Here is a 12,366-nt window from a genome sequence, read left to right as displayed (position 1 = left end):
AGACTCAAACAACAATCAATGAAAAATTTAGAAACGGTTTTTGAGAATAATAAAGAATGGATCAAATCAAAGTTGGCAGAAGATGATGCGTACTTTGATAAATTGGCTTCAGGTCAAAGCCCTTCAATTCTATACATAGGATGTAGTGACAGTCGCGCCACTGCCGAAGAAATCATGGGACTAGGTCCTGGTGAAGTATTTGTACATAGAAATATTGCCAACATGGTGTCAAATACTGACATCAGCGCACTAGGCGTGACAAATTATGCCGTAAAGCATCTAGGTGTTGATCATATAGTTATATGTGGACACTACGGTTGTGGTGGTGTAAAGGCAGCCATGGGCAACAGCGATCTAGGAATTTTGAATCCCTACTTGCGCAATATTAGAGACGTCTATAGAACTCATAAAAAAGAATTGTCTGCTATAAGTAATGAGGACAAGCGCTATGAGCGATTGATCGAACTTAATGTACAGGAACAAGTGGTAAATATGCTCAAAAACGAGGATGTGCAAGCCGCATACAAATCGAGAGGCATAAAAATCCACGGTTGGGTATTTGATCTCGCAAGTGGTAAGCTTATCGACCTCAAGGTTGATGTAGATAAACTCATCAAGGAAGAAATGGATATCTATCAAGTGAGCTAGATTTTAGCTTCCTATCTTACAAGGCTTCATCTACCAGATGGAGCTTTTTTTATGGTTGTAATTGGTTGTGATTACGCTTTCGCGAAAGCGTACAAACCCAACACCAATCAACACTTATCCAGCTCTCAGGCTATCTACAAAACTATAGAAATCTTCTCTAAAGCGCTCATGGGAAACGCCAGTTGCTGGACCGTTATAGCCTGTATGAATCCTGCGCACTTCTCCTGATTTATCAATAAAAATAGAGGTTGGATAGGATAATACGTGATTGAGCATAGGAAGTTTTTGTGCAGCAATATTCTTATCTACATTGCCGTGCTGAGCGAGCAAAACCGGATAGGGAATTCCTACCGATTGTTTCAACTTCTCGATCGACTCAAAAGCTTTTTCTTGTGTTGAGGCATATTCAAAAGCCAGGGCAACAAACTGAACATCATCATGTTGCTTATTGTTTATATAGTCCACGTAAAACCTAGTCTCATCAAGACAATTGGGACACCAGCTACCCATTAATTGTACGATAACCACTTTGTCATTGAACATAGGATCATTAAGGCTGACCATCTGGCCATCTTTATTTGGGAATTCAAATTCAAAGCGATCAAAACCTTCTTTCAAGTAAGTAAGATCGGTCGCGCTGGGCAGCTGATAATCTGCATTGACCTTACCTATGAAAGGTTCTTGCCAGTGATTACCGCTGTAAAAAATTCCTGACATCTCATCATCATTTATAGCTGCTTTAAATAAGAAGGCATGCGCACCATCAAAAGTTGATAAAAACAAACTGTCTGCCGTCGCGGTTCCTTCCAGATAACGATAATCTCCCGTGGTGGTTTCAAACGTGCCCGTGACTTTGCTGCCTGTTTGATTGAAAACACCTTTTGCAATATATCGATCCTGGGCAGCTTCTGGGCTAAATACGACTTCCCAGACCTCATTGACCTTTGCAACTTTATCAGATGATGAAGACTTCTCAAACCTATTGCCGTTCCCATATTCTAGTGAAAATGGTACTACTCTATTGAGACTGGGTTTAATGAATGACCCTTGAATAAGATTCTCGCTCTTAAAAACTCCAGCAAAATACCCTTCAAAAACAGGTGGTCTTAAATAGATACTATCGCCTTTTATTTCTATCTCAGTGACTTCAATGATCTCAGTATCATTGATGAGATTCCACACTTCTAACTCGCTGACGCTTGTTTGCTGTGGTAACATATTACCGTTTCCTAAATCCAAGGTAAGTCGCCAGTCACCAGCCTTGAGAGATACAGGTGATTTATCTTTACAACTTGCAAGAATCAATAAAACTAAGGTCAGTAAACTCCATAATCTTTTCATGGTACAATGTTAAGTAGATTCTCGCACAGCTATAACCCTAGTAAATAGATAGAATTTATAATTGCATGCAGCATAAGCACTTTTTAATCTACAAACCCTATAAAATGTTGAGTCAGTTCATCACACATGACAGGCATCAAAAAAACAAGCGATTTTTGAGTGAGCTGTTTGATTTCCCTACAAATAGTATGGCGGTAGGCAGACTAGATGAGACCAGCGAAGGTTTACTCATTATCACAACCGATGGCTCTTTAAGCTATAAGATTAATACAACTGATAAGACAGAGAAAGAATACTACGCTCAATTAGATGGACAAATTACGGATGACGCGATTGAAAAAATAAAAAATGGATTAATTATTAGTATCAATGGTAATGATTACAAAACAACGAATTGTCAAGCGCGCATTATAGGGAAAGATCCAAATTTACCACCGACAAGACAAAAAATTAGGGATGAAAGGCATGGTCCTACTAGCTGGATAAGCATCACATTGACCGAAGGGAAATTTAGACAAGTACGTAAAATGACTGCTAAAGTTGGTTTTCCTACTTTGAGATTGGCAAGAGTGCGTATTGGTAATTTAAAAACTGGATCTATGAAAAGTGGTGATGTGATTGAATTGACTCAACAGCAAGTGAATGATATTAGCTTATAAAGTTTGATCTAATCTGCAATAGTATATTCCATTAGTATTGATCCATCTTTATCAACAAGTGATAAGGAGCCATCGTTCCTATAAATGTAACTCCAGCCAAAAGGTTCATTGACAATTCTATAAGTCTGTGAATCATGCAGTCCTTGAATGAGATCTAATTGTTGGAAACGACCATGATGATTGATGTACACTTTGCCGTCAGACATCTCTACTAGAGAAAAAGTTTTAGATCTATCAATTTCTTTATACGATTGATTATACCATGAATTCATGACTTCAATTAATCTCAAATTTGATAAGGTTCTTTGAGTTTGAAACGATTCTTCTAATTCAGCAACAACATTAGTTGTATGCTCATGTGATAGGTGTTCTAATAATTCAGGATATTTTGATTCTTGTGCAAATAAAGAATAGTTATAAAACGTCAATGAGACACTTTCTAGAACGTATGCAGGATACTCACCACCAATAGTATCAATCACGCCACCGATTTCTGAACATCTTTCAATAATTGGCCAGAAAGCAAGCTGACTTGACCCTACATAATTATGTGATAGATTAATAATGGGAACACTGTTGTATTTTGTGTACTTATTAGTTCCGTGAATTTCAAAAACCAGTGCAGTGCGAATCATTTGATCTATAGAAAGGCTGTCTGCCTTTCTTACATCTGTCAAATTCACAAGAATTTCTTGATCAACGGCTTCTAGTTTTTTCCAATAATTGAATATTTCTTGGTCACCGTTTAGAGATGAGATTTCTTCCCGATAAGTTTCGACAGGAATTTGAGAAGGAAGAAGATTTGTTGAAAATACCAGTGTTAGAATGGAAAGATAAAGCTTCATCTAACCTATTTAACTCTTGATCACTATCATAGTTGCTCGTACGCCACTAGCAAGATTCCAGACATTTTTAGAAAGGACTTCACCTTTTTCATTCATGACCTTAAACTCAGCAGTATTAGGTCCAGAAAGTCCTTGGTTGAGCGCTTCAATCTCAATTTTATTGAAACCTGGTTTTAGATTTATTTTAAATCCTTGAAAGGCGTTGGTTAAATAGATTTCCTTGACCACCATCTTATCATCGATCCACACGCGTACTCGATCTCCATCTTGTGCCTTATGATCTCGGCATACCATTTCAAGAACGGCTTCACCAGTACGTATTTCTCCTAAAAACGTATCGCTTTTAAAACCTATACTATTACCTTCATCCTTAAAGAATTTCTGTTGGGTAAATTGTACTCCAGGATCCAACAATTCGCGCTCCGTACGCATGTTGACCATTGGTTTGGTACTAGGTCTTTTGTAAATAGGTGTAGATTCTTTCTTCTTAGGAAATAATAGCGAGCCACCTTCTTCAGTTTCTGGTACAGGATCAATCTTGCGAGTTGATGATCTTGACGTTTCTTGCGCCTGTGCGCAAAAAGCGATAAGTAAAAACGCGATTAATAGTGATCGTTTCATATTCTAAAGGTAGCAAATTCCTTGCCTAACTTACGGTAAGCGTGTTTATTTAGCTTTTGATCACTAAAAATGTCAATAGTTGAAATTCTTCTATGTGATTATGCTTTCGCGAAAGCGTAATCACAACAACCCAACTGCAACATAATCGCAACCTAACTCAATCTCTGAATCTTTGCTCCTATACGTTGCAGTCTCGTATCAATATTTTGATAACCGCGGTCAATCTGCTCAATGTTATGAATGGTGCTGGTACCTTTGGCACTCAATGCAGCAATCAATAGAGAAATTCCAGCACGTATGTCTGGTGATGTCATGGTGGTTGCCTTAAGATTAGACTCAAAATCATGACCTATAACGCTCGCACGGTGTGGATCGCATAAAATGATTTTGGCGCCCATATCGATGAGTTTATCCACGAAGAATAAACGGCTTTCAAACATCTTCTGGTGTATGAGAACACTACCACGTGCTTGTGTGGCAACGACTAAAACTATACTCAGGAGATCTGGTGTAAAACCAGGCCATGGCGCATCAGAGATCGTCAGGATGGACCCATCAATATAATTTTGTATCTCATATCCATCAGTATGCGCAGGAATGTAGATGTCATCGCCCTTGCGCTCTATAGTTATTCCCAATTTGCGGAAGGTTGCAGGAATAATTCCCAACTCATCATAAGCGACATTCTTGATGGTGATCTCACTTTTGGTCATAGCAGCAAGTCCTATCCAACTACCTATCTCAATCATATCTGGTAAAATGGAATGTGTAGTTCCACCTAGCTTTTTGACACCTGTAATAGTGAGCAAATTAGATCCTATACCTTCGATTTTGGCACCCATGCGCACCAACATTTTACACAGCTGCTGCAAGTATGGTTCACACGCGGCATTATAAATAGTAGTCGTGCCAGATGCAAGTACCGCAGCCATAACGATGTTTGCCGTACCAGTAACAGATGCTTCATCCAGCAGCATTTGTGCGCCTGTAAGCTTGTCTGCTTCTACTCCATAGAAATATTCTTCCTTATTGTATCTAAAGGTTGCGCCCAGCTTGATGAAGCCTTCAAAGTGTGTGTCCAGCCTGCGACGACCTATTTTATCACCACCAGGTCGTGGTATGTATCCTTTTCCAAAACGTGCCAATAATGGCCCAACCAGCATTATAGAACCGCGCAGTCCACGTCCTTGAATTTTGTAATCCTCTGATTGCAAAAAATCGAGATTTACCTCATCTGCTTGAAAGGTGTATGATGCCGTACCATTTTTAGTAACGCGCACGCCTAGGTTGTTGAGTAATGCGATGAGTTTATTGACATCAATGATATCTGGAACATTGTTGATCACCACTGGCTCTGCAGTCAATAATACTGCACATAATATTTGTAGAGCCTCATTTTTAGCTCCTTGTGGTTGTATATCGCCTTTAAGTTGGTGACCGCCTTCTATAATAAATGTTCCCATGTAAATATGATTGGTTAAAAAATTTAAAAATAAGTAGATTGTTTTTAAACGACGGTATGTAAGAAAATTTATGATCAACAATATTGCATACAGTGGTTAAGGCGCGTCCTTACACGCAGTTTGCATTGGCCATCTTATATTTACCATAAAATGAAATGATTAATGAAGAAGGAAATAGCTTACGGCAAATCAAAACTTCTATTACTTATGTTTTGTGCCTCGATCTCAACACATTGCATATCGCAACAAGAAATCGCAAAGAGTAAAGCAAATAGTTTTATCGGGCACATAAGTTTTCAAATAGATGATGATAATCCTGATCTTGCAGAAGTGGTGCCCAAGGATGATTATGTTGAGACTGTCTTTACATTCAAAGACTCAACAAATGCTCTTTTTGGAAATGTTATTGAAGGAAAAATAAGAGGTCGCGGTAACACAACTTGGCAAACTGCCAAAAAACCATATCAAATAAAACTGAATGAATCAGTATCCATTGCAGGAATTCCAGCAGCCAAAAAATGGATATTACTTGCTAATTATTATGACAAGACTATGCTGCGCAATAGTCTAGCCTTTGAATTAAGCAGATTAAGTCAATTAGAATTTACACCTGATAGTAAATTTTATGAGGTTACACTTAATGGTGACTCACGCGGGCTCTACCTACTTACTGAAAAAGTTGAGTTGCAAAAAAATAGAATACCAAAAAAGAACACCTTCTTACTGGAAATAGAGCCTAAAGACAGGATGGACGAGGAAGATGTTTATGTAAAAACTGAACATTATCAATTTAAAATAAAAGAACCCAATCTTGTATCAGGTGAGCCTGAGTATCAACAAATAGAAGATTTTCTATTGAAAACTGAGGATGCATTTCTCAATGCTAAACAAGATAATTACACGGCCTATAAAGATTATGTAGATATGGATAGTTTTGTAGATTGGTACATTATTCAAGAAATCTCTCGCAACAACGACGCGAGTTTTTATAGCAGCGTCTACTGGACCTGGCAGCCTGGCGAGAAATTGAAAATAGGGCCTATTTGGGATTATGACATCGCATTTGGCAACATCAATTATAGCAATAGCTACAAGATAGAGGGTTTACTTTTTGAAGGTAATGACTGGCTCAAATATATCATGGATGATCCCAAATTTATAGCCAGGCGCAAAGAGCGCTATGCCTATTTTTACAGTAAGAAAGATGCATTGATTAAATTTATTGATGACACCAGTAACATGCTACAAGAAAACGCTCAAAGAAATCATAAGAAGTACAATCTTTTGGGGCGCAAATTATGGCCTAATAGAGTCGCGCGGATGACATACGAGGAAGAAGTAAATGACCTTAAAGATTGGCTTACAAAACGCATGGATTATCTAAATAATGAATTTGTAAATGAGTAGTAATAAAGTATAATTTACCAGATGAGGACTTTTAAGATAGGAAATGACTTATCCTCATCTACATGAAAGCAGAAACAGTCTGAATGAAAAAAGGAAAATTGATTATTTTAGGTACTGTGGCTATAGTTGTCACCGCAGTGGTAGCCGCAATTATATTGCTATCCACGCCAGGTAAGTCTATACCAACGCTTGATATTCATAAAGTTAACATTCAAGATAGTATTGCTCGTGATGATTATACAGTAATTACGGTACAAGAAAATCCCGAAGCATTCTTGAGTAATACAGTGCTGGGTGGTAAAATAAGACATCGCGGGCACAGTACATGGCTCGCACCAAAGAAGCCTTATCAAATGAAGCTGGATAAATCTAATGCGATAGGCAACATGCCGCCCGCCAAAAAATGGATTCTACTGGCAAATTATTATGATAAAACCATGTTGCGCAATAGTCTGGCGTTTGAGATGAGCCGCATGAGCAAACTATCCTACACTCCTCAAAGTCAATTTTTTAATGTCAATATAGATGGCGACTGGCATGGATTGTTCCTGGTAACAGAAAAGATAGAACTCCAGAAAAACAGAATTACCAAGGATAATGGATACCTTCTTGAATTAGATCACGTGTCGCGATTAAAACCAGATGACGCCTCCATTTACACAAAGAAATATACAATTAAAATCAAAGAACCTGACATTACAGTGGACGATCAAGAGTTCAAAGATGTCAAGCAATTTATACTAGACACAGAGCAGGCTTTCTTCAATTCAAATGAAAATGATTACAGCACTTATAAGGAGTATGTAGATATGGAGACGCTGGTGGATTGGTACATTCTTCAAGAGATATCACGTAATCAAGATGCCAACTTTTATTCAAGTGTCTACTTTACCTACAAGCCAGGTGGAAAATTGAAATTTGGTCCAGTTTGGGATTTTGATATAGGCTTTGGAAATATTAATTACAGTGATAATTATGAAATCGAAGGTTACCTACTGGACGATAATGAATGGCTCAAGTATATCTTAGAAGATCCAGAGTTTATTGCCTTGCGCAAGAAGCGATATAGCTATTTTTATGAGCAAAAAGATCGCCTATTATCCTTCCTAGATAATCAAGCTGCAATTATTGAGCCCACTGTCATCAGCAATCATAAAAAGTACCACATGATGGCACGAGAGACCTGGCCTAATAGAGTCATTTTTACAACATACATGGAGTATGTAGAAGATCTTAAACAATGGCTTTCGCAACGCATGGACTACCTCAATGAGGAATTTGTAATTAAACAGGATACTATTTCTGTGCAATAAGTTTACCATATGGATTTTAAGAATTACGCTTTCGCGAAAGCGTAACAAACCCACCAACATTGAGTGCATCGCCTATTGATTTATCCTTGAAACTGCTGTAACTTTACTGTATGAGTACAGTTGCCGTCAAGGAAGAAAATAAACGTATTGCCAAGGAGTACAAGGAACTCTTGCGTATAAGTTATCAGGCGCTTAGTGACGATGACAAGGCTCTTATACGCAAGGCGTTTGATATTGCCGTCGAGGCGCACAGCCCACAACGTCGCAAATCTGGAGAAGCCTATATTTTTCATCCTATCGCCGTCGCCAAAATTGTTGCAAAACAAATAGGCCTAGACGCCACAGCCATAGCCGCTGCCCTACTTCATGATGTGGTTGAAGATACGGCCTACACGCTGGCAGATATTGAACAACTTTTTAATGTCACCATTGCCCGCATTGTTGATGGCTTGACAAAGATCTCGCACCTTAAAAATGAGGCCGATATCTCGTCACAGGCAGAGAACTTCCGTAAGATGCTCTTGACGCTCAATGAAGACGTCCGTGTGATCATCATCAAGATTGCTGACCGTCTGCACAACATGCAAACCATGGACAGCATGCCACCTCATAAACAGGTGAAGATAGCTAGTGAGACGCTGTATATATATGCGCCCATCGCACATCGTCTAGGATTATACAATATCAAGACAGAGCTTGAAGATCTAGGCCTGAAATACACAGAGCCTGAGGTTTTTCAGGACATTACAAAATCTATTGCTGATAGTAAAGAGGAACAAGATGCTTACATCAAGCAATTCAGTAACATTATTGATGAGAGCTTGACTAGAGAAGGACTGGAATATAAAATTCAGGGAAGACCTAAGTCAGTTTTCTCCATACGTCGCAAGATGCTCAAGCAAAATGTTGCTTTTGAAGAAGTTTATGACAAGTTTGCGGTGCGCATCGTTTTTCGCAGTGATCGTGCCAACGAGAAATTCCTAGCATGGAAGATTTATAGTATCGTTACAGATCACTTCAGGCCTAATCCAGTGCGATTGCGCGACTGGATAAGCTCACCTAAATCCACTGGTTATGAAGCACTACATATAACTGTCATGGGACCAGATGGTCATTGGGTAGAAGTCCAGATACGCAGTGAGCGTATGCACGAGATCGCAGAAAAAGGATATGCAGCACACTACAAATACAAACAAGGCAGCAAGGAAGATGGCTTGGACGAGTGGCTCAATAGGCTACAAGAAGCGCTTGAAAACTCAGAGACTAATGCCGTCGATTTTGTAGAGCAATTCAAACTCAACTTGTATAGTAAGGAAATCTTTGTTTTTACACCTAAGGGCGAACTCAAATCCTTACCTAAAGGCGCTACACCACTTGATTTTGCTTTTGCTATTCATACAGAAGTTGGTCTTCACACTCGTGGCGCTAGAGTCAATGGTAAGCTGATACCATTATCTCACACGCTCAATAGCGGTGATCAGGTAGATATTATCACCAGTGACAATCAAAAACCAACTAAAAACTGGTTGGATTATGCAACGACTGCAAGAGCAAGATCAAAAATCAAGAGCTCGCTCAAGGAAGATCAAAAATCAATTTCTGAAGAAGGAAAAGTGATCTTGATGCGCAAGCTCAAGTCACAAAAAATACCGCTTGACGAGAATACCGTCAATCAGATGGTGACATTTTTCAAACTCAAAACGAGTCAGGATTTATTTTATCGCGTTGGTATAGGTAGCATTGACAATAAAATGATCAAGGACTATGCAAACAGTCGCAGCAATGCACTGTATTCCTTTTTCAAAAATAAAATACGCAAGGCACCAGAGAATGTGGACTTGCATAAGGATGAGGTTACTCAAAAGTATGATGAACTGGTCTTCGGTAAAGAGGAATCCCAATTGGATTATACCTTATCGCAATGTTGTAATCCTATTCCAGGTGATCCTGTTTTTGGTTTTACCACCGTAAGTGATGGCATTAAAGTTCATAAAAAAAATTGCCCTAATGCCATAAGTTTGCAAAGCAAGTTTGCCTACCGAATCATCAGTGCAAAATGGATTGATAGTACACAAAAAGAGCACAAGGCAGATATTCATCTGACAGGTCTAGATCGCATGGGATTAGTACAGGAGATCACACAGCTCATTTCTCAAAATATGCATGTCAACATACGCAACATTAGTTTTAATAGTGATGATGGTGTTTTTAAAGGTCAAATAACCGTTGTGGTTCCCAATAGTGGTATGCTGACAAAGCTCATGCAAAATCTCAATAAATTAAATGGTATCGATACCGTTACAAGATCCTAATTCATGAAAGAAATTATCAACAATCTAGAGAAAGAACAGGAAATTGTACGCAATGTTTTTACCCAGTTTTTGAACGATAACAAGCACCGTAAAACACCTGAGCGTTATGCTATTCTTGATGAGATATATGCGAGTGAAGAACATTTTGATGTAGAATCTTTGTACATCAAAATGAAGAACCAGAACTACCGCGTGAGCCGCGCCACGCTGTATAATACAATTGAATTGTTACTCGATTGTGGACTGGTGCGTCGTCATCAATTTGGTCAAAATCAAGCACATTATGAGAAGTCTTATTTTGATCGCCAGCATGACCACTTGATACTTAATGATACTCATGAAGTAATTGAGTTTTGCGACCCTAGAATCGAGTCGATAAAAAAGACGATTGAAGAGGTGTTTGATGTAACCATAACCAATCATTCTTTATACTTTTACGGTATTAAAAACACAACCGAAAAGAACACATAATGGCAGTAGATTTATTGCTCGGCTTGCAATGGGGCGACGAGGGAAAAGGAAAAATTGTTGATGTACTCACCTCCAACTATGACATCATTGCCAGATTTCAAGGCGGTCCCAACGCTGGTCATACGCTAGAATTTGACGGCATCAAGCATGTCCTACACACCATTCCCAGCGGTATATTTCACAAGGAAGCTATCAATGTGGTAGGTAATGGCGTTGTGATTGATCCCGTGATTTTTAAGAAAGAGCTGGACAATCTTAAACAGTTTGATCTGGATATAAAAAAGGTGTTATTGCTTTCGCGAAAGGCGCATCTCATCCTACCAACGCACAGGTTGCTGGATGCGGCCAGTGAGGCCTCTAAGGGTAAAGCAAAAATTGGTTCTACACTCAAAGGTATAGGTCCAACTTATATGGACAAAACAGGCCGAAACGGTATTCGTCTAGGCGATCTTGAATTGCCTACCTGGAAAGAAAAGTACCGCAATCTAGCAGATAAACACGAGGCGATGATTGGGTTTCACAATGTGGATATACAATACGATCTCAAAGAGCTGGAAAAAGAGTTTTTTGCAGCTGTAAAAGAATTGAAAGAACTCACCTTTATAGATTCTGAAGAATACCTGCAACAAGCGCAAAGAAGCGGCAAGTCTATTCTTGCGGAAGGTGCTCAAGGATCCTTACTTGATATAGATTTTGGAACCTACCCATTTGTTACATCATCTAATACGACAGCAGCTGGTGCTTGTACCGGATTGGGTGTTGCACCTACACAAATAGGTGAAGTGTACGGCATATTCAAAGCATACACCACACGTGTAGGTAGTGGTCCTTTCCCAACGGAACTTGATGACGAGTACGGCGAGATAATGGCACGTGTAGGTAATGAATTTGGCGCTACAACAGGACGCGCAAGGCGATGTGGCTGGTTGGATCTAGTTGCATTAAAATATGCTTGTGAAATCAACGGCGTTACCCAGCTAATGATGATGAAAGGTGATGTGATGAGTGGTTTTGATAAAATCAAAGTCGCAACAGCTTATAAGTATAGAGGTGAACGCATCGAGCATTTACCATACAATATCGAGCCAGAGAACGTTACTCCTATCTATGAAGAGATGCCAGGATGGAAAGAAGACCTGACTAAATTAAGATCTGAAGATCAGCTCCCTAAAGAGCTGAATGATTACATCTCGTTTCTTGAGAAAGAACTCAATATTCCTATCAAAATAGTTAGTGTAGGTCCAGACAGAACGCAGACAATCCACAGGTAGATTTTCATTTTAAGT

General features: G+C 39.1%; 11 protein-coding genes. 7 read left to right on the top strand and 4 right to left on the bottom strand.

Annotation, left to right across the window (positions count from 1 at the left end):
- The first annotated feature begins 18 nt into the window (after nt 1-18).
- The gene (locus tag EJ995_RS08260) at nt 19-648 is read left to right on the top strand and encodes a carbonic anhydrase (RefSeq protein WP_126447459.1); all 630 of its coding nucleotides are present in this window, start codon (nt 19-21) and stop codon (nt 646-648) included.
- Nucleotides 649-762: 114 nt separating this feature from the next.
- On the opposite strand, the gene EJ995_RS08255 is transcribed toward EJ995_RS08260, so the two are convergent.
- Nucleotides 763-1,989 (bottom strand): TlpA family protein disulfide reductase, encoded by a 1,227-nt coding sequence (locus tag EJ995_RS08255; RefSeq protein WP_126447457.1) that lies wholly within the window; start codon nt 1,987-1,989, stop codon nt 763-765.
- A 65-nt stretch (nt 1,990-2,054) separates the two neighbouring features.
- Here EJ995_RS08255 and EJ995_RS08250 point away from each other — a divergent pair, with 65 nt between their 5' ends.
- Nucleotides 2,055-2,648: a pseudouridine synthase gene (locus EJ995_RS08250; protein WP_126447455.1), complete on the top strand. Its 594-nt coding sequence runs from the start codon at nt 2,055-2,057 to the stop codon at nt 2,646-2,648.
- Nucleotides 2,649-2,656: 8 nt separating this feature from the next.
- Here the strand turns inward: EJ995_RS08250 and EJ995_RS08245 are convergent, their stop codons facing one another.
- From EJ995_RS08245 to murA, 3 genes are all read right to left on the bottom strand, one after another.
- Nucleotides 2,657-3,493 (bottom strand): hypothetical protein, encoded by an 837-nt coding sequence (locus tag EJ995_RS08245; RefSeq protein ID WP_126447453.1) that lies wholly within the window; start codon nt 3,491-3,493, stop codon nt 2,657-2,659.
- Nucleotides 3,494-3,502: 9 nt separating this feature from the next.
- Nucleotides 3,503-4,114 carry a hypothetical protein gene (locus tag EJ995_RS08240; RefSeq protein WP_126447451.1) on the bottom strand — a complete coding sequence of 204 codons (612 nt, stop codon included), beginning with the start codon at nt 4,112-4,114 and terminating at the stop codon, nt 3,503-3,505.
- Nucleotides 4,115-4,266: 152 nt separating this feature from the next.
- Nucleotides 4,267-5,577, bottom strand: coding sequence for a UDP-N-acetylglucosamine 1-carboxyvinyltransferase (gene murA / locus EJ995_RS08235; protein WP_126447449.1), 1,311 nt, complete (start codon nt 5,575-5,577; stop codon nt 4,267-4,269).
- A gap of 162 nt (nt 5,578-5,739) precedes the next feature.
- On the opposite strand from murA, the gene EJ995_RS08230 reads away from it, so the two are divergent.
- The 5 genes from EJ995_RS08230 to EJ995_RS08210 all read left to right on the top strand — a co-directional run bounded on the left by EJ995_RS08230 (nt 5,740) and on the right by EJ995_RS08210 (nt 12,351).
- Nucleotides 5,740-6,984, top strand: coding sequence for a CotH kinase family protein (locus EJ995_RS08230; RefSeq protein ID WP_126447447.1), 1,245 nt, complete (start codon nt 5,740-5,742; stop codon nt 6,982-6,984).
- Nucleotides 6,985-7,067: 83 nt separating this feature from the next.
- A complete protein-coding gene (locus EJ995_RS08225) occupies nt 7,068-8,297 on the top strand; it encodes a CotH kinase family protein (RefSeq protein ID WP_126447445.1) in 1,230 nt (409 codons plus the stop codon).
- 110 nt (nt 8,298-8,407) lie between these two features.
- Nucleotides 8,408-10,609, top strand: a complete 2,202-nt coding sequence (locus tag EJ995_RS08220) for a RelA/SpoT family protein (RefSeq protein WP_126447443.1) — start codon at nt 8,408-8,410, stop codon at nt 10,607-10,609.
- Between the two features lie 3 nt (nt 10,610-10,612).
- The gene (locus EJ995_RS08215; protein WP_126447440.1) at nt 10,613-11,080 is read left to right on the top strand and encodes a Fur family transcriptional regulator; all 468 of its coding nucleotides are present in this window, start codon (nt 10,613-10,615) and stop codon (nt 11,078-11,080) included.
- Nucleotides 11,080-12,351: an adenylosuccinate synthase gene (locus EJ995_RS08210; protein ID WP_126447438.1), complete on the top strand. Its 1,272-nt coding sequence runs from the start codon at nt 11,080-11,082 to the stop codon at nt 12,349-12,351. Before EJ995_RS08215 ends, EJ995_RS08210 begins: the two co-directional genes overlap by 1 nt.
- Nucleotides 12,352-12,366: the final 15 nt, after the last annotated feature.

It is taken from the genome of Nonlabens ponticola (assembly GCF_003966335.1).
Classification (GTDB): Bacteria; Bacteroidota; Bacteroidia; order Flavobacteriales; family Flavobacteriaceae; genus Nonlabens; species Nonlabens ponticola.
The sequence above is the reverse complement of the archived record's forward strand: the minus strand, read 5'-3'. Positions and strand labels throughout refer to the sequence as shown.